Below are 20,085 nucleotides of genomic sequence, written 5' to 3'. Positions count from 1 at the left end.
TCCCCTCATTCGACCATTACTTCCTCTCATAACTCAAATAATAAGCCTGATAAAGAGTCATTATTAATTTGTGTCAATGAGGAGAATCATGTGCTGTCACATCACATCCACCGCTGGGCTATGTTAGGAGTGTCTGCATGAGCATAAACACTGCCACCCTACCCACGTCACTTTGGAGTAGAGTCCAGCAATCTATTGCAACCTTACGCGACCAACAGAAGGTGGTATTTATCGTGGCTGCCGCGATGTCTATTGCGGTGATTGCGGCCCTAGCATTATGGGCTCGTAGCCCAGACTATCGTACGCTCTATGGTTCACTGTCGGAAGTCGAGGGTGGCAACATCGTCAGCGCCTTAACCAAAATGAACGTCCCCTACCAACTTGATCCGCATACCGGCGCGATCCTTGTTCCCAGTCAACAAGTACGAGAACTCCGTTTACGTCTCGCCAGTCAAGGATTACCGAAAAGCAGCACTACCGGCTTCGAGTTATTGGATGATGAAAAGTTTGGGTTAAGCCAATTTAACGAACAAGTGAATTTTCAACGTGCCTTGGCAGGGGAGCTTTCGCGAACCATTGAAACGCTCGACCCAGTGGTCACCGCACGGGTGCATCTCGCCATCCCCCGCCCCAGCGTCTTCGTTCGCGAAAAACAACCGCCAACGGCTGCCGTGACGCTAAAACTGCAACCTGGCCGCGTGCTTGATGCCTCACAAATCAATGCTGTCGTTCATTTAGTGGCTAGCAGTGTGGCGGGCATGAGTGCCGATAACGTTACTGTCGTCGATCAAGCTGGCGAACTGCTCTCAGGTGCCGGATTGGCTGCACAAACGCAAAATACCACCCAACTAAAATACACCGAGCGTGTTGAAAAAACGGTCCAGCAACGTATCGAACAGTTACTCCGACCGATGCTCGGCCAACACAATGTGCGCGCGCAAGTGACCGCTGAGATCAATTTTGACCGCCAAGAACAGACAGATGAACGCTACCAACCTAATAGCGATGCCGCTAAACAAGCCATTCGCTCCGCTCAGCGTAGCCAAAGTGAAGTAAACTCACAGCAAGCTGAAGGGGTTCCCGGGGCATTATCGAATCAACCGACGCCCCCGGCACAAGCCAATATTGAAGGGGATAAAAAAACGGCTTCTCAGACTGACACCGCCTCTGGTATCAAGAAAACGCCGTTACAAATGAATAACGAAAGCACCGTCAACTACGAACTCGATAAAACTACTCGCCATACCCAATTGAGTACCGGGGGCATCAAGCGTTTATCCGTGGCAGTCGTGGTGAATTATCAGCAGGATAAGGAAGGTAAAGAAGCGGCCCTCTCCGCTGAGCAAATCAGCCAAATTACCAGTTTAGTGAAGCAAGCGATGGGCTATTCAGAGGCTCGCGGCGATAGCGTCAATGTGGTCAATACACCTTTTACCACGCATGAATTTGCTGACGACGCACTCCCTTGGTGGCAGCAGTCCCAGTGGACCTCCCTGGCTACCCAAGCATTACGCTGGCTGGTGGTCATGATTATCGCTTTAGTGCTCTACCGCAAAATTGTGTCACCCGCTTTCAGGCAATTCCAGAAGACACTCAATCCACCGGTTACCGAGACGCCTCCACAAGCCAGTGAGGTTGATCCCAGCCTTAACGAAGTGGCGCGTAAAGCACAGTTACGGATAAATGCTGAACACATGAGTCAACGTATTCGAACGATGTCAGAAAATGAGCCCCAAGTGGTGGCCTTAGTGATCCGCGATTGGATGGGAAGCGAGCTATGAAAATGACCGGCACGGATCGTAGTGCAATTTTAATGATGACCCTCGGCGAAGAACGGGCGGCAGAGGTCTTCAAACACCTTAATCAGCGTGAGGTCCAGCACCTGAGTAGTGCGATGGCGACCATGCGCCAAGTGTCCCATCAACAATTGACCCATGTGCTGCAACAATTTGAACAAGACGCAGAACAGTATGCTGCGCTGTCGATTAACTCGAATGATTACCTGCGGACGGTTTTGGTGAAAGCGTTGGGCGAGGAACGCGCCAGCAGTTTGCTGGAAGATCTATTGGAAACGCGCGATACCACCTCGGGCATGGATACGCTGAACCTGATGGATCCGCCTTCTGCTGCTGACTTGATCCGTGAGGAGCACCCGCAGATTATCGCCACAATCTTGGTCCATTTAAAACGCTCGCAAGCTGCCGACATCTTGGCTCATTTCGATGAGCGTTTACGTCAGGATGTCATGTTACGTATTGCGACCTTCGGTGGTGTTCAACCGGCAGCCTTAGCGGAGCTTACCGAAGTGCTGAATAACCTACTTGATGGTCAAAATATTAAGCGTGCCAAGATGGGTGGGATCCGCACCGCGGCTGAAATTCTCAATTTGATGAAATCTCAGCAAGAAGAAACCATTATCGACGCGGTTCGCGCTTTTGACGGCGATCTGGCTCAGAAAATTATTGACGAAATGTTCCTCTTTGAAAATCTGGTGGACGTCGATGACCGCAGCCTACAACGCTTACTTCAAGAGATCGATGCAGAACAATTGTTGATTGCACTGAAAGGGGCAGATAACGCACTTCGTGACAAATTCTTGAATAACATGTCAACGCGTGCTGCCGATATTTTACGTGACGACCTCGTCAACCGTGGCCCTGTTCGTCTATCCGATGTGGAAACAGCACAAAAAGCGATCCTACTGGTTGTGAGACGACTTGCCGAAAGTGGCGATATGGTAATTGGAGGTGCCGATGAAGCCTATGTCTAAACAAGATCCCTCAATAGCCTGGCAGAAATGGCAGCCACAACAGTTTGCCGAGCCAGGACACACAGCGGTCACCGTGCCTGCCGAGCCGCTTCCGGCCAGTGCGCCAGTGATCTCGGCCCCTCTTGAAGCGCAACAAGAGATAGAGGCTTTTCGTGCCTCGGTACGCGACAAGGCTTGGGAGGAAGGCTATGCCGCAGGTTTAGCTAAAGGCGAGCGAGAAGGCTTACAACAAGGCGCACAACAGGCTATTGAGCAGGCCAGCGAACAACAGCAACAAGCACTGGCCAGTGTGGAAAAACTGGTGCAACAAGTGACGCTATCATTCGATCTGCTCGAGGTGACCGTCAGCTATCGATTGGTGCAATTAGCGCTGGAAATCGCCCACCAACTGACAGGGGAAGAGGTCAGCCACGATGCGCGAATGGTGATGACACAAGTGAAGCAGTTGTTGGCGCAAGAGGCCTTGCTCAGTGGCAAGCTTACGCTAAAAATCAATCCACAGGATCACCAATTTTTACAAGGCCACCTGACCACACTCACTGAGCATCCGCGTTGGGAAGTGGTGGTGGATAATACCTTACCACGCGGTGACTGCCGTCTGGTCAGTGAAGAAGGTGAGCTAGAAAGTGCCCTCTCAACGCGTTGGCAAAGCTTATGCGAGCTCGCGCAGCAGGGAGATTACTAATGCTTGCGCTACATCGCTGGATGGAACGGTTAGATCGCTTTGAACAACGGCTAAGTACCCCCTTCGCCCCACGCCATTATGGCTACCTTACCCGCGCGACAGGTTTAGTACTGGAAGTTAGTGGCTTGCAATTGCCTTTAGGCAGCCACTGTTGGATTGAACGCGAACATGGCGCAGCAGAAAAAAAATGCGAAGCGCAGGTGGTCGGTTTTAAAGGCAACCAGCTGTACTTAATGCCGCTTGAGGCAATGGAGGGGATCCGTCCGGGATGCAGGGTCTATGCCTCGCAAGGTAAAGCGGGGATGGAAGGGAGCCTCCCCTTAGGCCCCGCCCTACTAGGACGGGTCGTCGATAGCTGTGGCCGACCGCTGGATAACAGTCCGCTTACCCCCTTAGAGACGGGAAAGCTGACTACCCCACCGCTTAATCCCTTACTGCGCAAGCCAATTGATCAGGTATTGGATACCGGTGTTAGGGCGATCAATGGCTTACTCTCGGTCGGCAGAGGGCAGAGGATGGGGTTATTTGCCGGGTCAGGCGTCGGGAAAAGCGTGCTACTGGGCATGATGGCTCGCTATACCAGTGCCGATGTGATTGTGGTTGGCCTTATCGGTGAACGCGGTCGCGAAGTGAAAGATTTTATCCAGCACATCCTCGGTGAAGAGGGATTATCACGCGCGGTGGTCGTGGCTGCCCCGGCAGATGTCTCGCCCTTATTGCGGTTACAAGGCGCAAGTTACGCCACGCGGATTGCCGAGGACTTTCGCGATCGAGGCTATAACGTGCTGCTCATCATGGACTCGTTAACCCGTTATGCCATGGCGCAACGGGAAATAGCGTTAGCGATTGGCGAACCCCCCGCCACCAAAGGCTATCCCCCATCGGTTTTCGCCAAACTTCCTGCACTCGTCGAGCGGGCGGGTAACAGCGAGAGTCTTAACGGGTCGATTACCGCTTTTTATACCGTTTTAACAGAAGGCGATGATCAACAAGATCCCATCGCCGATGCGGCGCGCGCCATCCTCGATGGCCATATCGTGCTGTCACGGGAGCTGGCCGAGTCGGGTCACTACCCTGCTATCGATATTGAAGCGTCGATCAGCCGGGTGATGCATGAAATTGTCTCGCCGGAACAACTGCAGTGTGCCCGCGAATGCAAACGATTATTAGCATTGTATCAACGTAACCAAGACTTAATCAGTGTCGGGGCCTATACCGCCGGGTCCGACCCACGAGTGGATCGGGCGATTGAGCGTTACCCCGATATTTGCCGTTATCTTCAACAAGAGATCAATGAGCGCTGCGATTACACGCAAGCCTGTACCGAGCTGGCGGCGCTGGTCTCGGTCAATGAGGAGCAATAATGAGTCATAAAAGCGTGTTAGAGGTCTTAAAAGAGCGAGCAACGGTTCAACTCGATAACGTCAGCCAACAGCTCGCGACGTTGCAACACGAACGTCAACAAGCTAATGCACAGCAACAATTACTGCATCACTATCAGCATGATTACCAACAGCTGTTACGTCATGAGTCGGAAGGCGGAATATATGGTTATCGACGCGATAATTATCATGCCTTTTTACAAACCGTTGAGCACGCCCTGACCGCGCAAAACGCGGCGGTCGAGGTCCTCGACCAACAGCAGCAGCATCTGCTTAGTGATTGGCAAGCGTCGCGACAGAAAGTTAACGCTTTACAGGTATTAATTGAACGGCGTCATCAACGCACTATGCGGTGTCAGGCTCGCGCCCAGCAGAAATCCAATGATGAATTTGCCACCCGTCGTTTTCAAGGAAAAGAATAATGACTATTAGCGTATTACCGCTGCTCACTTCACCCGGGAAAGTCGCGAGTCTATCGCATTCGTTGATGCCCAAAACTGAAACACTCCTCGCCGAAAACTCCCTGACGCCCTCTTTCGGTGAGCTGCTGGCCCCTCAACAACGCGCAATAAAAACTGTCCCACTCACCCACCCCGAACCCAAAGGTGAAACGACTGACAATAAGGACCTCTCTGAGCCGCCGCAGGCCACGACTTTACTGAATCTAGTGACCTTAATGTTACCTGCCGAGCCGCCGAGCCTGGGTTCTACCCCCTCGGCCACCCTAGCGCGGGCCGAGCCAGAAGCGCAGCAACCCACCGTGAGCCTAATGAATACAGCGCCGCACTCAGCCCCTTCCCTAACGGCGAAAAAGAGTGTGCTCAACGATACGCTGAGCCAAGGATCCGCGCAGCAGGCCATCGATTCTCGACAACCCTCAGCGAACACTGTCTCCATCCCAATTACCTCAGCCACGGCACAGCTCATATCATCCTCCGCGGGGACCGTACAGAGCCCGTTAAGGGATAGCCGCGTGCCTCAAGCACCCACGGCACCACATTCGCTGACCCAGCCTCCCGCATTTCCTGAACTCGCCCTTCACGCGGCTAGCGCTCAAGAAGTAAAAGCCCCCCTAGGCTCGATACAGTGGCAACGCGACCTGTCGCAACAGATTATTTTTCATAAGCAGGGACAACACACTATCCATCTGAAGCTGCATCCAGAAGAGTTGGGGGATGTGAAGATCTCAATGACGGTAAATAAGGACCATGCTGAGTTAATCATGCTTTCCAATCATGGTCAGGTTAGATCAGCCTTAGAAGCGGCCCTTCCGCAACTGCGCCAGGCGCTGGCCGATAACGGTATTCAATTAGGCAACAGTCAAGTCGGGCACGATTCAGCCTCTGGGCAACAATCTACCTCGTCATCAAATCAGCCCCCGGCACACCCGAGGGTCACGCTGACGCAAGGCGACGGCAACGAACTCTCTCCTACGGGGGATAACTCGCCCGCCCTCCTGCGTGACGGTAGTCAAATATCGCTGCTGGTCTAGGCGTTCGCTCAGTCGATTACAGACTGAGCGAACGATGTAATATCCCCAAATAAATCCCCGCTATTCCGCTAATTACGTCCAATTCAACCTTGGATAATAAGCCCCACACCAATTTAATTGCTAATGAAAGGATATCGGGACTCATGTCGACCAAATCCGAATCACCTAAGAAGTCCGCTAGAAAATGGATCATTATCTTAATCGTTATCGTGCTCATCGCCTGCGGTGCTGCAGGGTATGCGGTATGGAAATTGCGGGCGTTAACGACCTCACCCCCAACTCAGACCCTAACCCAGGTCCCTGAGGAGATTACCGTCCCTCAGCCCCTTTTCTATCCACTCGATCCTTTTACCGTTAACTTAGTGGAATCAGCCTCCCAAGACGAACGCGTTCTCTATGTTGGCTTCACTTTACGGCTCAAGGATATGCACACCGAAGAGCGTTTAGTGAAGTATTTACCCGAGGTCAGAAGCCGGATTCTGTTGCTATTAAGTCATCAAGCACAATCGGCGCTGCAAACCGAGGAAGGTAAAACGGCGTTATCAGCTGAAATCAAAAAGGTATTAAAGCCCCCTTTCGCGCCTGGATTACCTGAGCAAGATATCGCTGACATTCTCTATACCACCTTTATCTTGAGGTAGCAGTAATGGCTGATACGAGTTTATCTCAAGCTGAGATCGACCAATTACTTAACGGTGATTCCGGTAAAACGGAAACCATCACCGAAAACAGTGACCCGAACAGCGTTCGAGACTATGACCCGACGACACAGCGTCGGGTAGTACGGGAACGGCTGCAAGCCCTAGAAATTATTAATGAACGTTTTGCACGCCAGTTTCGCATGGGAGTCTTCAATCTCCTGCGTCGAAGCCCCGACATTACGGTGGAATCGATCGATATTCAGCCTTATCAAGAATTCGCGCGCAATATGCCGGTGCCCACTAACCTGAATCTGCTGCATATGAAACCGTTACGCGGGACGGCACTGATTGTCTTTTCACCCAGCTTGGTGTTTATCGTGGTGGATAACTTATTTGGCGGGGATGGTCGTTTTCCGACCAAAGTAGAAGGCCGCGAATTCACCTATACCGAACAGCGGGTTATCCGTCGCTTATTAAGTTTGGCATTAGATAATTATCAAGAAGCGTGGCAAGCCATCTACCCATTGACCATGGAATATGTGCGCTCGGAGATGCAGGTTAAGTTTACCAATATTACTACCTCGCCTAATGACATCGTGATTAATACCACTTTCCAAGTCGAGATCAGTAATTTAGTGGGACATTTTAATATTTGCATCCCTTTCTCGATGATTGAACCACTCCGTGAACTGTTGGTGAATCCGCCGTTGGAGAATAGTCAGCAAGAGGATTGTCTGTGGCGTGAAAACTTGGTTAATGAAGTCCAACAATCACCCTTAGAAGTCACCGCACGGCTCACCGAGCTTTCCATTACCTTACGCCAAATTATGAGCCTACAGGTAGGCGATGTGCTAGCGATTGATTCTCCAGAAAATATTATCGCGACCGTCGACAATGTGCCGGTATTTACCGCCTCTCACGGTATTCATCGCGACCAATATGCCCTGAGTGTGAATCAACTGATTAAGCCATTGCTCTCAACTTTACAAGAAGGAACTTCCCATGAGTGATACCCCTGCAACCCCAGAAAATAATGATTTAGCCGCGGACCCTTGGGCCGAAGCCTTAGCAGAACAACAGGTGAATGACGAGCAGGCCGATCAGGACACTCAGCGTGCGATCACCCCGCCCGAGCCTGTCGATCCGCTGCAGGATATTAATTTAATTATGGATATCCCTATTCAACTGACCGTTGAACTAGGCCGAACCCGTATGACCATTAAGGAATTATTGCGGTTGACGCAAGGGTCAATCGTTCCATTGGAAGGGTTGGCAGGTGAACCGCTCGATATTCTTATCAATCATTATCTTATTGCTCAGGGCGAAGTGGTGGTGGTCAATGACAAATACGGCGTTCGTATTACTGACATTATTACCCCTTCCGAGCGCATGCGCCGCTTAAGTCGATAGTGAATCGGTCATGACTACAACTACTACTGCCCCCCTCGTAGAAGTCTCGACGAGTCAAATGCTGCTGCATTCAGGCGGGGCATTAATCGTGATTATCCTGCTGCTGCTCGGGGTCAAAAAGTTACTGAAGCATCTTCCTCACGCCGGACGATACAGAGGCGCACGCTGTCTCGCCGTCAAGGAAACATTGGTCATTGGGCCGCGCGAACGCCTAATGATTGCTCAAGTGGGGGATCAACAGATTGTTATCGGGGTCACTCCACAGACGATTCAGTTTCTCTGTACGCTCAATGAACCAACCGGGGAGACAAGGGCACAGCCCCCTACGCCCCCCTCACGCTTTGCTGAGAAGTTTGCACAGTTTCGCGCAAGGAAGACACTATGAGTTATTCAACGCGTTATCGCGTCTTTGCCGTGGTGGCGATAAGCCTCCTCCCGCACTGCGCGTGGGCTACCCCCCTATTTGGCAGTGACCCAGAATGGGCTTTGCCCGTGCAAACCCTTGTTTTGATTGGCGCGCTCAGTTTTATTCCTGCAGCCTTATTACTGATGACCAGTTTCACCCGACTGATCATCGTGTTTGGCTTACTGCGTAATGCGTTAGGAACGACCGCTGCGCCGCCAAATCAGGTGGTAATAGGTTTATCGCTGTTTTTAACCTGGTTCATTATGGGGCCGACTTTCGATCGCATCTGGCAAGAGGCTTATCTTCCCTACCAACAGCAAAAGGTCACGTTAGTTGAGGCGGTGGATATCGGAAAAAAACCGTTAATGGAATTTATGCTACATCAAACACGGGAAACCGATTTGGCACTCTTTACCCGCTTAGCCCATCTGCCTGCACCAGAGAGCCCCGCTGCGGTGCCTTTTCGCGTTCTGGTTCCCGCCTACGTGACCAGCGAGCTAAAGACCGCTTTCCAGATTGGCTTTACGCTTTTTATCCCCTTTTTGATTATTGATTTGGTGGTCGCGAGCGTCTTAATGGCATTAGGGATGATGATGGTTCCACCCGCAACCTTAGCGCTACCCTTCAAGCTGATGCTGTTCGTGATGGCCGATGGGTGGCAACTGTTAATCGGCTCGTTGGCACAGAGCTTTATAAGCTAAGGGGGGAGAGCCTATGATGACACCAGAAATGATCACCACCTTGGGTCAAGCCGCGATGAAGGTCGCTTTATTTCTCGCCGCGCCACCACTGCTTGCGGCACTGATCACGGGGTTAATCATCAGCCTATTGCAGGCCGCTACCCAAGTAAACGAACAAACGCTGTCGTTTATCCCCAAAATAATCGCCGTAGTGGTCACGCTGATGGTTGCTGGCCCTTGGATGCTGACCATAATGACCGAGTATATTAAGAGCCTACTCACGACCTTTCCGCATTGGGTTGGCTAACCGATGGAATGGCTCAGTCTGCTCGGTTTGCTTGACCGCTTACCCTCGGTATTTTACCCTTTTTGTCGGATGATCGCGTTCTGTAGCTTTGCCCCATTGCTGTCAGAAAAATCGATCACTCTTCGCCTACGCGTGGCGCTAGCCTTGGTCATCAGCCTGCTGATTGCCCCTGCCCAGTGCCTCTCACCCAGTGACACTTTTTTCCTCTCGGGGTGTCCTGCTCATTATCAATCAATGCGTGATCGGCGCGGCGCTCGGACTCAGCATGCAGTTTGTGTTTGCCGCCATCCGCTTAGCCGGCGAGGTCATTGCCCTACAAATGGGGCTCTCTTTTGCCTCGTTTTTCGATAGCGGCAGCCATAGCTCACTTTCCGTGGTCTCTCGACTACTGACCTATATGAGCTTGCTACTGTTTGTCAATGTCGATGGCATTGTCTGGATGATCGAGCACCTTGCCGACAGTTTTGAGCAGTTACCCTACGATACGCTTACCCCGTTAACGGGGTCCTTTATCGATCTCGCCCAACTCGGCGGAGCTATTTTTTCTCAAGCGTTACAGCTCTCATTACCGCTTATTTTTATGTTGTTAGCAGTGAATTTAGCGCTGGGTCTGTTGAATCGTATGACGCCCCAATTTTCAGCGTTTGTGATTGGCTTTCCGTTAACATTATTGATAGGGATTTTTTCCCTCTACCAAAGTATGCCGATGCTATTGGACGCCATCCAGGCTATGCTGCTGAACCAAAGCCAACAGCTATTGCTCATTTTCAGTGCAAGGTAGCAAGAAACGAAAGGCTGTCAGGGTCAGAATATGCCCAGGTACCAAAAAAATCCTTTCGATAATTCACGGACGCTTTACACCTCGATTCATTGATACAATAAGTATTTTACTCAGCAAAGTCGTCAGCGCTTAAATAAGCCTTTTTCTACTCTTAGCTATTTTAGATTTTCTTGTATGTATTAATTTAACGGGAAACAATAGCGCTTGGATCCAAACTGAGCTTTTTATTCTGTACAGGATAAGTTGATCGAAGATAGGTGGAAGGAGGAAATTAGGCTAATGAGGTTGAGGGGTATTTGTTAACGGGCATCCAGTATATTGCTCTTTCTTCGACGCCTCGCGTCGAAGAAAGAGACGATACCGTTCACGCGAAGCTAACCCCTTATTTGGGCTGCTCTTCTGATTTTTTGGTACCAAACAGCTTGCTCACCACTTTCACCACGATTAACACCACTCCGCCCAGTAATGCCCCGACGACTAAGCTTGAGAGGTTTGAAATCACGCTCTCGCCAAGGCTACTGATCGCCGAGGGCAGAGCCTGCGTTAGGCTATGCGTAAGCTGTTCAATCCAGTGATGGAGTAACGGCCAACCATGGATGACGATGCCACCACCCACTAAAAACATCGCTAAGGTGCCGACCACGGAAAGGAATTTCATCAACTTAGGGGCTAACAGCAGTAAAAACTTCCCAAGGCCTCGGGCTAATCCATTTTTATGCTCTTCGAGCCAATAGCCTGCATCATCGATTTTAACTATAACGCCCACCAGCCCATAGACCCCTACTGTCACCAGTAACGCAATCCCCGCCATAATGACGATTTGATTGAGTAATGGCGCGTCGGAAACAATCCCCAACGTCAACGTGACGATTTCAGCCGATAAGATAAAATCAGTTCGCACTGCCCCTTTTATTTTATCTTTTTCGTAGTTCGCCGCATCTTCCTGGCTTAGCTTAGCTAAGCGCGCTTGTCGGGCTTCCGGGCTTTTTTTATCTTTTTCCGGGAAAATCCAATCGAGAACTTTTTCAATCCCTTCAAAGCAAAGATAAGCGCCACCTAACATTAATAATGGCGTAATTAACCACGGCGCAAAGGCGGAAATCAACAGCGCTAGAGGGACTAAAATAACTTTATTGAGTAATGAGCCTTTCGCCACGCCCCAAACCACGGGCAGTTCTCGATTCGCTTTTACGCCGCTGACTTGTTGTGCATTCAATGATAGGTCATCGCCAAGCACGCCCGCCGTCTTCTTCGCCGCGACCTTCCCCATTATCGAGACATCGTCAAGTAGGGTCGAGATATCATCCAACAGCGCAAATAAACTTGTTCCAGCCAAAATAGGTATCCTTATCAGTAGCGTTAAATGATATGACTGTCTTGACAGCACGGGCAGTCATTTTCTTCAACTGCCGTCATATCGGCAAAGCCCGGGGTGTCCCATTCCACACGAATCGGTCTTCCTACCGGAAAAGCGTGGTGGATATATTTATAGACAGGGGTTTCCGTTAACCCGGAGATCGCTTCCGTCGCGATGCACTCGTCACCCACATAGATTTTGGCAGTAGCTTTACTTGCTACCATCCGCTCATCGTTCAAGGCGTAGAGGCGGGTAACAGTGAGACGTATTCTCGGCATAACTTTCCTCGTTAATGTCGGGATGATCATTCAATTAGCTTTACACAATTCCCAGGATCCTGCCAATTTTCAAGCGAAAACACTGCGTAAAGCTGGTAACGGGCGATTGTTTTTCAATGAGAACTCAGTATTATTTGTCCGCCAATAAAAAACGCTTCGTCGTGGATAATAGAAATAATTATGCAAGCAAACAGCAACCTTTCAACACCCGCCCAGTCACCTTCATCTTCTCAAGCTAAACGTGCGGCTTGGGGAAGCTTCGCCGGAGCAGTCGTCGATTGGTATGATTTCTTATTATATGGCATTACCGCAGCCTTAGTCTTCAACCATCAATTTTTCCCGGCGATCAGTCCGGCAATGGGAACCTTAGTGGCCTTTGCCACTTTTGGGGTAGGGTTTCTCTTCAGGCCGTTAGGCGGTATTGTCTTCGGTCACTTTGGTGATCGATTAGGCCACAAAAAAATGTTGATCATCACCGTCTGGTTGATGGGAATTTCTACCGCTGGAATTGGTCTACTCCCCTCTTTTGATACATTAGGTTGGTGGGCGCCAGTATTACTGGTGACCCTTAGAGCCATACAGGGTTTCGCGGTCGGTGGTGAATGGGGCGGCGCAGCCTTATTGGCGGTCGAACATGCTCCTCAACACCGCAAGGCGTTCTACAGTAGCGGGGTACAAATGGGCTATGGTGTAGGCCTTCTATTGGCCACAGGCTCCGTCAGCCTAATTAGCGCCTTAACCAATGAAAGCCAGTTCGCCAGCTGGGGTTGGCGTCTACCTTTCCTACTGAGTATTGTCCTCGTCGCCGTCACGCTGTGGTTGCGTAATGGGATCGACGAGTCGCCAGTTGTCGCCTCGACGGAGAAAAAACCACGATTACCGGTTATTGAAGCGCTAACACGACACCCTTCCGCGTTTTTCTTAATTATTGGTTTACGCTTATGTGAATTACTGACGATGTATATCGTCACCACCTTCGCGCTAAATTATTCTACGCAAAATCTCGGCTTACCCCGCGAGTTATTCCTATCGATAGGTTTGATAGTCGGTGCGGTCAGTTGCTTGACTATTCCCTGTTTCGCCTGGCTTGCGGACCGATTTGGTCGCCGGCGCATCTACGTCACTGGCGCAATCATAGGTGCTGTCAGTGCGTGGCCTTTTTTCTTGGCACTTGAACAGGGCGCCACCCTGCCCATTATCCTCTTTTCGCTGTTGTTAGCGAATCTTGCCCACGATATGGTGGTTTGTGTACAGCAGCCGATGTTTACCGAGATGTTCGGGCCGAGCTATCGTTATAGCGGTGCAGGGGTCGGCTACCAGGTTGCCAGCGTGATAGGCGGCGGTTTTACGCCCTTTGTCGCTGCCGGATTGGTCACCTTAACCCACGGCAGCTGGCACGGCGTCGCACTCTATTTAACTTTGGGATGCCTGCTTTCGGTGTTTACCGTCTGCTTCGTTAAAAAAGCACCCCGCAGTGCGGCCTAATGATCTGTAAAAGGGAGCAGCAAGTTCTGCTCTCTTTGAAAGGACTACATTACCCTACACTTAGCCACTGCGCTAACGTGTTACACTGGCCAGATTCAGTTCACACCTTATGACAGGTATTCACACTATGACGATCAACCCCGAGTCAATTGCTACGCCGAATATTGAAACGCTTATCGTTTCCCACTCCTGCTTAGATGAGCAGAGTTCGCGGCACCTCAACACTCTGCTCACAACGGCGCGTCAGCAGCAGCGCCACGAGGAAGCCTTGGCGGATAAGCGTACCCGCGCCTTTATGGTGCTCTTTATGTTCCTCTATTTGATGCTTGGGGCCTCTCTCACCCTACCGACCTCGCCGATAGACTTCAGCCATACCGCTTTACGCTATGCCATTGAGTCAATTCCGGTACTCATCTCGTTCTCAGGCTTTTTTATCTCGGTACTGTTTTTCTTCTCAACCCGTCGAGCGTATCGTCGTAACCTTAGCTGGCACACCACTATTAGTTCCTTAGAAACTCGCGCTGGCCAACAACTCAGCCAGTATATTGAGGGCTTAAACTGTGGCCCGCAAAATTACTCCAATACCGGATTACAAAGCGCCTTGGCGCTGTTTGTCTGTGTGACGTGGGTCGTGCTGTATAACTTTTTCACCTTTACCACCAGCGGTGTGATTGGCAGTGTTATTTCACTGTTTATCAGTACCATGGTGTATGTGATGTTAGATATTCAGTTACTTAAGGCTTCGCAAACCTCGGTACCAGACGAGCACATCGAGGCTCCCTAATCTCGCGTTGCCTTTCATCTCTAGCGGGTTAGATCAGTGTTCATTTCGTAAAGGTTAATTATTGTGTGGTATATGTTAGCAGTCACCCTCCTCTGGGGGTCATCATTCAGCCTCACCGGCCATATTCTTGCCGGCCACGTTGATGGTTTTTTTTCGGTATTTGTCCGTACGCTGATCGCGGCAATCGTCTTTGTGCCAATGATGACGTGGCGTGGACTTCCCGCAAAATTAATCGTCGGCCTGTGGCTGTGCGGGGCGTTACAATTTGGGATCACCTATGCATTGGCGTATCAAAGCTTTCGCTTATTAACGGTACCTGAAATGTTACTGTTTACCACGCTGACGCCGCTCTATATAGGCTTAATCAATAACGCGCTGGATCGTCAATTCAATCCTTGGACCTTACTGGCTGCCGCCTTCGCAGTATCAGGAGGAATGGTCATTCACTATCATGGTTTGACCGGTGATTTTTGGCGTGGATTCTGGATTTTACAGTTAGCCAATGCCACCTTCGCCGCAGGACAAGTGATTTGCCGCCGCTTGTTGCTCGCGCGCCATCCACAACTGGGCATGACCAAAATATTCGGCCACTTCTTCTTGGGCGCGGTAGTCATTTCTGCACTGCTGTTTGGATTCTTTGGTCACACCGACCAATTGCCGCAAACGCCGTTGCAGTGGGGATTACTGGTCTACCTTGGACTGATTGCTACAGCATTAGGTAGCCTATGGTTAGCGAAAGGCAGCACGCTGGTCAGTGTGACCGCTTTGGCGATTTTTAACGAGCTTCACGTGCCCATCGGCCTAGTGATCAACTTACTGTTCTGGGGCAGTGACGTCCCCTTAATCCGCTTAGTGGCAGGCTGTGCGTTAATCGCGGTAGCCGTCGGGATTAACTACCTCGGAGCAGCGCACATTCGAGCTCGTCAAGCTTAATGTTGCAGGGCATCTTACCTTGCTAAGGTGCCCTATTATCCCGAATGGCATGGATTTTCTCTACTCACCCACCTGATTGCTTGTTTTATCAGCAGTCAGCCACCTCTAGCTAAAAACCACTTTGACAAGCTCAGGACGAGACGCTATTATCTGCCCCGTCTTCACGACAATTCCTCTGTAGTTCAGTTGGTAGAACGGCGGACTGTTAATCCGTATGTCACTGGTTCGAGTCCAGTCTGAGGAGCCATATTTAAGAAGCCCGCTTAACGCAAGTTTAGCGGGTTTTTTGCTTTTTTATGCCTCTCAGCACCAGCCCCCCTCAATCGTTAATTCATGGCGTTAGCTTACAAACCTTTGTCACTAAATCTCTTTTTGCGTTATGCACCTGGCGAAAGAAGTTAAGTCATTTGAGTTCGATAATGGAGTGATCCGCGCCCTCCTTCCAGTGAGAAGATTCGCAGCAATATGCCTGCTGAAATACCTCTTAAACTGACCGATTCTTAGGGCCTATACCGACTTAACAATCCTTACGGCTGTCGCCTCTGCTATTTCAGGTTACATAAGACACATCAGCTCAGAATGGCTTCCAGTCGCGCTAGCACTTCATTCATAATGGCATCGGGTATACATTCAAGCCGCTTACCGCTCCGGGCCTGCATATCAATCGTTCTGGGCTGATCGCAGCGAATAAACCCTGTTGTGTTAGTTTCCGCACCACTCAGTGAAACGGTAAAACCGGCTACGCGGGCAAAATTGCCGCCGCGGGTGATGGGAACAACAACGGGTAGCCGGGTCAGCGTATTGAAGGACCCTTTGGAGACGATCAGCACCGGACGTTTTCCACTTTGTTCGTGGCCAGCAATCAGATCCAGTGAAACTAGCCAGATTTCCCCTCTGTCCATTACGGGATCTCCTTACCCACCGTAGGCGCATCGATCCATTCCCGATCCTCTTCACTCATTTCAGCGTGCGGATCGCACTGCACCAGCAACTCCTCAAGTGAATAACGGGGCCTATGCTGGGGTTCGATAATCAGACAACCATTATCAATGGTCAACCCCACTTCGCTGTCTGTCGTCAGCGCTAGCGTTTTTAATACGGCGGGAGGAACCGCTAGCATGATGGATCCTCCTACTTTTTTGAGACGAGTTGTATACATTGAACACCTCAAGTATTATATTTTAATATAACACTTGAGGTGGGTGATGCACAATTATTCAGCAGATCCATTGTGATTTCCTTAACGCAAAAACTGTGAGTAAGATGAGTTCATCGCAGAACAGATCCGGCAGTTCTTTTAGATGATCAACACCATTTTGTGCAGGCGCGTGTCGGGTTCATGGTAATAAGGTCAATAATAGAAAAAACTTCTTGCGGTTCAAGGAATTATGACGATCGGTAAAAAGAAATGCGGCGTAGGTTCCGCAGCTAAATAGCCTCGTGACTTATATTGTTATCGTTTCTTCCATCGGATTACCTATCAACTTCTGTATCGCTGCATTGCAGTGGTAATCTACTACCAGCACCTCCTGTTCAATCCAGCGCTGTTCCTGATTTAATTGCCTGAGTTGAGGGCAATCTGGCGCGGTATCCCAAGAATTTTTTCCGGCCCCAATAATGTTATTAACCTGGTGTGCTAACGGCCAAAAGTCCGGTAACCAGATACGACAAGGTCGAGCCAATGAGAGAGATAGTTGCCGGGCAATAATCAAACCATTCGGATCAAGATCGGCAAAATGTACCCAGGGTATATCCTGTCCGTATTGAGAAATCCACTGGCAGGCGAGAAGATAATTTAGACCAGGGGCGAAGATCAGTATCAAACCATCGAAAAGCGGCATATCAACATAAGCACCTAAATTTTCAACGGTCATGACCAGTTTCACCGAAAACATATCCACTGAGAATAAGTCAAGTAGCATTCGTTCTGGCAAACAACACTCTGACCGCCATCGACTCTCATCATCTGCGAACAAAACGTTTCCCCTATTATTGCAGGTAAACGTTAGTCGCAGATCCGTTCCCTGGCTACGAAGTCGTAGTACATCATCATATGTAACAGTCTGCCCTTTGACTAAGGGTTGGCTCAGACCAGCTTTGCTGTTACCTCGCCATGCTGACGCTGATTTATGATGGATCCTCTGCATTCGGCGAGGAATAGCCGGACGAAGTTCTTTTCTACCAATGGTCTGTTGTTGTATCTGTTGCTGTACCTGTGCGAGCAGAATTTCCAGGCGTTCACTTTCCACCAGCCGCCAGCGATTGCGCGTAGAAGGGATGATAATACCCAGTTCAGCCAGATAATTTCGTAGCGACTTTTCCTTAGCATTTTCGAACATCATTTGCCGTTCTTTTAGTTGCTGAAGAATATCGCCAAGTTCACTGACCGGGAAACCTAACTGAAATAGTTCCTGATGCATTAAATTGCTTTCGCCTCGTCACTTTCGGCATTCTCTGCTGTAGCCAGGTAGCTATCAATGTCAAAGGGTAACTGCTGGGCGTCGCGAACACCGGTGATTTTCACCTGATGGTGTGTAACGCTTTGTCCGTTGACCCCCGAGTTATCTGTCCTAACTATCCGTACCAACTGGTAGCCGGTTCCAGTAATTCTCCCTAACGTTTCCGGGGCCGCAACCAACATCTGGCACCCGGTTCTTACCGCCAGTTCGTGGACAGTCGCCTGAGAAGCGGCATCTAGACGGGAAACCTCGTCCATTACCAGCGGCAAAGTGAAAGGCTCTTTATTGCCATGAGAGCTGCGTCCCCAGTGCCTGAGTACAGCAACCAGCACTGCCAGCCCAGAACCGATTCGTTCTCCGGTTGACAGGCTGGAAGCGTTCAGTAGTTCAAACTGCTCTGCACCACGACGCTGTATTAGCGTTTTCACATCCAGGTAGTTACGATGATCCAGCAAATGTGAACCATCAATTTCATGTTGATTGATTTTTTTATACAGGCCTGCCAGCGCTTCGGTAACGGTTCCTGCCGTGGAAAAGAGATCGTCCATGCCATAACCGCCTGATTTCAGGGCGTTCAGAGTATCCTGGAAATGTTTAACCGTTCTGGCTTCCAGACGCACGCTGGCAACCTGCCCAAAACCTATTCCGGTGAGTTCAGCACTTAATCGACTTATCGCTCTTTTTTCATCGTTAATCCGGCGCGATAGCGCGTCGGCCAGTTCATCCCGGCGCATTCGAAACTCGGCTTCGGTTTCAGCCAACATCATCTGTGCATCTTTCGCCGCCTGGGACAATGCCAGCAGCATTTCCCGGGGTTGCGTGGTGCGCTGGATATCCTGACGGGCTCGGCGGCGAAACAGCGCCACTGCGTGGCTATAAAGCGTGGCACAGACTTCAGCGATGTCAGATGTGCTCTGACCGCAGGACGCTAATTGCTGCATAAAAGGGTCGTCTGAAGAAATCGAATATTCAATAGTTAGCCGGGTCAGTTGAGCCAGCAAGAATTGATCGACCAGCAATGGTGCCCCTGGTGATAGTGCTTTGCTATTTATCAGCAACTCGCGCATTGCAGGTTCCAGCTCACCATAAGAGCCATCGGTTTTTAATGTGCTTATAATTGCGTTGCGCTGCTGAGTTATCTGTTCACTTTTTTCTATCAGGACACTGAGTTTATCATTCTGGTTTTTCAGGTTTAATTCTTTGTTTGAGCGTTGCTGATGAGTCTCAGACGTTGTTGTATTGCACTCTCCTAAATTATTATTCAGTTTTTTTAGTTGGCTCTGTAAATGCGCGAGTTGTGAGGCAAGGTTAGTTTCCAGGCCGAATGTGTACGGAAATGACAAATTATCCAGATTACTTCTAGCCTCATCACGATTCTCGCGGTGGTGAGTAATCGCGGATATCAGATCCGAGTAAAACTTATCTTTTGCAGCTAACTCATTTTTTGCAGTGATGAGTTCTTTTTTGATCCGTTCGCCATCCTGTTACAGCCGTTTTTGATCGCCAGATAAGAGGATTTGTGCTTGAGCTTTATCCTCCAGTATTTTCTGAGCATTAACATATTCCGGATTAAGGTGCGCACGCACTCTGTCTAACTCTTTCACTAACCGAACTTGCATTGCAGAGGTTTGCCAGGTTTTCTCGCTCTGCTCAACCTGTTGCCGTACTTGCGCTATATTCTCCGGGTATTCTTCCCGTAGTAATGGATACTCTTTTTCTATCTAATTAATTAACGGCTGATAGCGTTTAGTACCACGCCCGGCATCTTCAGCCCGCTTTATTTGAGCTGCAATCTCGACCAACTCCTGAGGAAAACCCCGAAACAGGATTTTACTGTCTGCTTGACATTCCTGTAGCGCCAGCAAGAGACTCCGACTTTTTTTCCACTGACTGGATACGCTTCTGTGTTTTTCTTCAATATCGGTCTGAGCGGTATGACGAAAGAACTTGAGAAGAAAAAAAGGGTCAGTAGCAAAAATAGTTTTTGGGATTGATATTAACGGAAGTGCTGTTGTTTCATCGTAGTCAGAACGAAAGCGTAGTATTGAGTCTGCGCAAAAAATCAGTTGACCTTATAGCATTGTTCTGGCTCCTGATGCTATGCATCAATTCTTGATTTAGAGAGGACTGCTGGCGGCAGCGATGCTTCTGAGTCCCATCGTCATCTCGCAAAATTTTCCCGCCAAGGTTCCTGATATAAGAGGTTTACCACCTACCCATCCAAGAATACTGGCA

The 20,085-nt window shown here is 49.9% G+C and carries 23 protein-coding genes and 1 tRNA gene; 18 read left to right on the top strand and 6 right to left on the bottom strand.

All coding sequences use genetic code 11. The features are described from left to right. The first annotated feature begins 137 nt into the window (after positions 1 to 137). The 14 genes from fliF (at position 138) to BMX14_RS07480 (ending at position 10,554) form a co-directional block, all read left to right on the top strand. Positions 138 to 1,781: a flagellar basal-body MS-ring/collar protein FliF gene (gene fliF, locus BMX14_RS07540; RefSeq protein WP_092674996.1), complete on the top strand. Its 1,644-nt coding sequence runs from the start codon at positions 138 to 140 to the stop codon at positions 1,779 to 1,781. After that, positions 1,778 to 2,770 (top strand): flagellar motor switch protein FliG, encoded by a 993-nt coding sequence (gene fliG, locus BMX14_RS07535; protein ID WP_092674993.1) that lies wholly within the window; start codon positions 1,778 to 1,780, stop codon positions 2,768 to 2,770. Before fliF ends, fliG begins: the two co-directional genes overlap by 4 nt. After that, entirely contained in the window at positions 2,754 to 3,455 is a 702-nt protein-coding gene (locus BMX14_RS07530; RefSeq protein ID WP_092674990.1) for a flagellar assembly protein FliH, read from the top strand. Before fliG ends, BMX14_RS07530 begins: the two co-directional genes overlap by 17 nt. Continuing rightward, the gene (gene fliI / locus BMX14_RS07525) at positions 3,455 to 4,819 is read left to right on the top strand and encodes a flagellar protein export ATPase FliI (protein ID WP_177173111.1); all 1,365 of its coding nucleotides are present in this window, start codon (positions 3,455 to 3,457) and stop codon (positions 4,817 to 4,819) included. Before BMX14_RS07530 ends, fliI begins: the two co-directional genes overlap by 1 nt. Next, positions 4,819 to 5,259 carry a flagellar export protein FliJ gene (gene fliJ / locus BMX14_RS07520; protein WP_092674984.1) on the top strand — a complete coding sequence of 147 codons (441 nt, stop codon included), beginning with the start codon at positions 4,819 to 4,821 and terminating at the stop codon, positions 5,257 to 5,259. Before fliI ends, fliJ begins: the two co-directional genes overlap by 1 nt. Continuing rightward, complete coding sequence (locus BMX14_RS07515; protein ID WP_092674981.1) at positions 5,259 to 6,329, top strand: flagellar hook-length control protein FliK; 1,071 nt, start codon at positions 5,259 to 5,261, stop codon at positions 6,327 to 6,329. The genes fliJ and BMX14_RS07515 overlap by 1 nt, the downstream gene beginning before the upstream one ends. A 143-nt stretch (positions 6,330 to 6,472) precedes the next feature. Beyond that, positions 6,473 to 6,970: a flagellar basal body-associated protein FliL gene (gene fliL / locus BMX14_RS07510; protein ID WP_092674978.1), complete on the top strand. Its 498-nt coding sequence runs from the start codon at positions 6,473 to 6,475 to the stop codon at positions 6,968 to 6,970. Between the two features lie 5 nt (positions 6,971 to 6,975). Continuing rightward, positions 6,976 to 7,980, top strand: coding sequence for a flagellar motor switch protein FliM (gene fliM, locus BMX14_RS07505; protein ID WP_092674974.1), 1,005 nt, complete (start codon positions 6,976 to 6,978; stop codon positions 7,978 to 7,980). Beyond that, entirely contained in the window at positions 7,973 to 8,380 is a 408-nt protein-coding gene (gene fliN / locus BMX14_RS07500; protein ID WP_092674970.1) for a flagellar motor switch protein FliN, read from the top strand. The genes fliM and fliN overlap by 8 nt, the downstream gene beginning before the upstream one ends. Positions 8,381 to 8,390: 10 nt before the next feature. Further along, entirely contained in the window at positions 8,391 to 8,765 is a 375-nt protein-coding gene (locus tag BMX14_RS07495; RefSeq protein ID WP_092674967.1) for a FliO/MopB family protein, read from the top strand. Beyond that, the gene (gene fliP / locus BMX14_RS07490) at positions 8,762 to 9,487 is read left to right on the top strand and encodes a flagellar type III secretion system pore protein FliP (RefSeq protein ID WP_092674964.1); all 726 of its coding nucleotides are present in this window, start codon (positions 8,762 to 8,764) and stop codon (positions 9,485 to 9,487) included. Before BMX14_RS07495 ends, fliP begins: the two co-directional genes overlap by 4 nt. A 16-nt stretch (positions 9,488 to 9,503) precedes the next feature. Further along, positions 9,504 to 9,773, top strand: a complete 270-nt coding sequence (gene fliQ, locus BMX14_RS07485; RefSeq protein ID WP_092675389.1) for a flagellar biosynthesis protein FliQ — start codon at positions 9,504 to 9,506, stop codon at positions 9,771 to 9,773. 3 nt (positions 9,774 to 9,776) lie between these two features. After that, entirely contained in the window at positions 9,777 to 10,124 is a 348-nt protein-coding gene (locus tag BMX14_RS17020; protein ID WP_329957804.1) for a flagellar biosynthetic protein FliR, read from the top strand. Next, on the top strand, positions 10,012 to 10,554 hold the full coding sequence (locus BMX14_RS07480) for a flagellar biosynthetic protein FliR (protein ID WP_268993436.1): 543 nt from the start codon (positions 10,012 to 10,014) through the stop codon (positions 10,552 to 10,554). The genes BMX14_RS17020 and BMX14_RS07480 overlap by 113 nt, the downstream gene beginning before the upstream one ends. Before the next feature lie 382 nt (positions 10,555 to 10,936). On the opposite strand, the gene BMX14_RS07475 is transcribed toward BMX14_RS07480, so the two are convergent. Beyond that, entirely contained in the window at positions 10,937 to 11,890 is a 954-nt protein-coding gene (locus tag BMX14_RS07475; RefSeq protein ID WP_092674961.1) for a DUF808 family protein, read from the bottom strand. Positions 11,891 to 11,913: 23 nt separating this feature from the next. Beyond that, positions 11,914 to 12,189 (bottom strand): hypothetical protein, encoded by a 276-nt coding sequence (locus tag BMX14_RS07470; protein WP_092674958.1) that lies wholly within the window; start codon positions 12,187 to 12,189, stop codon positions 11,914 to 11,916. A 180-nt stretch (positions 12,190 to 12,369) separates the two neighbouring features. Between BMX14_RS07470 and shiA the strand changes: the two genes are divergently transcribed. The 4 genes from shiA to BMX14_RS07450 all read left to right on the top strand — a co-directional run bounded on the left by shiA (position 12,370) and on the right by BMX14_RS07450 (position 15,638). After that, positions 12,370 to 13,674, top strand: a complete 1,305-nt coding sequence (gene shiA / locus BMX14_RS07465; RefSeq protein WP_092674955.1) for a shikimate transporter — start codon at positions 12,370 to 12,372, stop codon at positions 13,672 to 13,674. 127 nt (positions 13,675 to 13,801) lie between these two features. After that, positions 13,802 to 14,458, top strand: coding sequence for a RipA family octameric membrane protein (locus BMX14_RS07460; RefSeq protein WP_092674952.1), 657 nt, complete (start codon positions 13,802 to 13,804; stop codon positions 14,456 to 14,458). A gap of 63 nt (positions 14,459 to 14,521) precedes the next feature. Further along, the gene (locus BMX14_RS07455) at positions 14,522 to 15,391 is read left to right on the top strand and encodes an EamA family transporter (RefSeq protein ID WP_092674949.1); all 870 of its coding nucleotides are present in this window, start codon (positions 14,522 to 14,524) and stop codon (positions 15,389 to 15,391) included. A gap of 171 nt (positions 15,392 to 15,562) precedes the next feature. Further along, a tRNA-Asn gene (locus BMX14_RS07450) sits at positions 15,563 to 15,638 on the top strand. A gap of 322 nt (positions 15,639 to 15,960) precedes the next feature. On the opposite strand, the gene BMX14_RS07445 is transcribed toward BMX14_RS07450, so the two are convergent. The 4 genes from BMX14_RS07445 to BMX14_RS07430 form a co-directional block, all read right to left on the bottom strand. After that, positions 15,961 to 16,293: a type II toxin-antitoxin system PemK/MazF family toxin gene (locus BMX14_RS07445; RefSeq protein ID WP_092674945.1), complete on the bottom strand. Its 333-nt coding sequence runs from the start codon at positions 16,291 to 16,293 to the stop codon at positions 15,961 to 15,963. Then, positions 16,293 to 16,550 carry an AbrB/MazE/SpoVT family DNA-binding domain-containing protein gene (locus BMX14_RS07440; protein ID WP_092674942.1) on the bottom strand — a complete coding sequence of 86 codons (258 nt, stop codon included), beginning with the start codon at positions 16,548 to 16,550 and terminating at the stop codon, positions 16,293 to 16,295. The genes BMX14_RS07445 and BMX14_RS07440 overlap by 1 nt, the downstream gene beginning before the upstream one ends. A 286-nt stretch (positions 16,551 to 16,836) precedes the next feature. Beyond that, positions 16,837 to 17,811: a hypothetical protein gene (locus BMX14_RS07435; protein ID WP_092674938.1), complete on the bottom strand. Its 975-nt coding sequence runs from the start codon at positions 17,809 to 17,811 to the stop codon at positions 16,837 to 16,839. Beyond that, a complete protein-coding gene (locus BMX14_RS07430) occupies positions 17,811 to 19,193 on the bottom strand; it encodes a hypothetical protein (RefSeq protein WP_230527376.1) in 1,383 nt (460 codons plus the stop codon). The genes BMX14_RS07435 and BMX14_RS07430 overlap by 1 nt, the downstream gene beginning before the upstream one ends. Positions 19,194 to 20,085 lie beyond the last annotated feature (892 nt).

It is taken from the genome of Rosenbergiella nectarea (assembly GCF_900111105.1).
Lineage (GTDB): Bacteria > Pseudomonadota > Gammaproteobacteria > Enterobacterales > Enterobacteriaceae > Rosenbergiella > Rosenbergiella nectarea.
The sequence above is the reverse complement of the archived record's forward strand: the minus strand, read 5'-3'. Positions and strand labels throughout refer to the sequence as shown.

What these genes read in the sequence shown, in the direction of transcription:
- fliF (WP_092674996.1), top strand. Translation starts at nt 138, where the DNA reads ATGAGCATAAACACTGCCACCCTACCCACGTCACTTTGGAGTAGAGTC.
- fliG (WP_092674993.1), top strand. Translation starts at nt 1,778, where the DNA reads ATGAAAATGACCGGCACGGATCGTAGTGCAATTTTAATGATGACCCTC.
- BMX14_RS07530 (WP_092674990.1), top strand. Translation starts at nt 2,754, where the DNA reads ATGAAGCCTATGTCTAAACAAGATCCCTCAATAGCCTGGCAGAAATGG.
- fliI (WP_177173111.1), top strand. Translation starts at nt 3,455, where the DNA reads ATGCTTGCGCTACATCGCTGGATGGAACGGTTAGATCGCTTTGAACAA.
- fliJ (WP_092674984.1), top strand. Translation starts at nt 4,819, where the DNA reads ATGAGTCATAAAAGCGTGTTAGAGGTCTTAAAAGAGCGAGCAACGGTT.
- BMX14_RS07515 (WP_092674981.1), top strand. Translation starts at nt 5,259, where the DNA reads ATGACTATTAGCGTATTACCGCTGCTCACTTCACCCGGGAAAGTCGCG.
- fliL (WP_092674978.1), top strand. Translation starts at nt 6,473, where the DNA reads ATGTCGACCAAATCCGAATCACCTAAGAAGTCCGCTAGAAAATGGATC.
- fliM (WP_092674974.1), top strand. Translation starts at nt 6,976, where the DNA reads ATGGCTGATACGAGTTTATCTCAAGCTGAGATCGACCAATTACTTAAC.
- fliN (WP_092674970.1), top strand. Translation starts at nt 7,973, where the DNA reads ATGAGTGATACCCCTGCAACCCCAGAAAATAATGATTTAGCCGCGGAC.
- BMX14_RS07495 (WP_092674967.1), top strand. Translation starts at nt 8,391, where the DNA reads ATGACTACAACTACTACTGCCCCCCTCGTAGAAGTCTCGACGAGTCAA.
- fliP (WP_092674964.1), top strand. Translation starts at nt 8,762, where the DNA reads ATGAGTTATTCAACGCGTTATCGCGTCTTTGCCGTGGTGGCGATAAGC.
- fliQ (WP_092675389.1), top strand. Translation starts at nt 9,504, where the DNA reads ATGACACCAGAAATGATCACCACCTTGGGTCAAGCCGCGATGAAGGTC.
- BMX14_RS17020 (WP_329957804.1), top strand. Translation starts at nt 9,777, where the DNA reads ATGGAATGGCTCAGTCTGCTCGGTTTGCTTGACCGCTTACCCTCGGTA.
- BMX14_RS07470 (WP_092674958.1), bottom strand. Translation starts at nt 12,189, where the DNA reads ATGCCGAGAATACGTCTCACTGTTACCCGCCTCTACGCCTTGAACGAT.
- shiA (WP_092674955.1), top strand. Translation starts at nt 12,370, where the DNA reads ATGCAAGCAAACAGCAACCTTTCAACACCCGCCCAGTCACCTTCATCT.
- BMX14_RS07460 (WP_092674952.1), top strand. Translation starts at nt 13,802, where the DNA reads ATGACGATCAACCCCGAGTCAATTGCTACGCCGAATATTGAAACGCTT.
- BMX14_RS07445 (WP_092674945.1), bottom strand. Translation starts at nt 16,293, where the DNA reads ATGGACAGAGGGGAAATCTGGCTAGTTTCACTGGATCTGATTGCTGGC.
- BMX14_RS07440 (WP_092674942.1), bottom strand. Translation starts at nt 16,550, where the DNA reads ATGTATACAACTCGTCTCAAAAAAGTAGGAGGATCCATCATGCTAGCG.
- BMX14_RS07435 (WP_092674938.1), bottom strand. Translation starts at nt 17,811, where the DNA reads ATGCATCAGGAACTATTTCAGTTAGGTTTCCCGGTCAGTGAACTTGGC.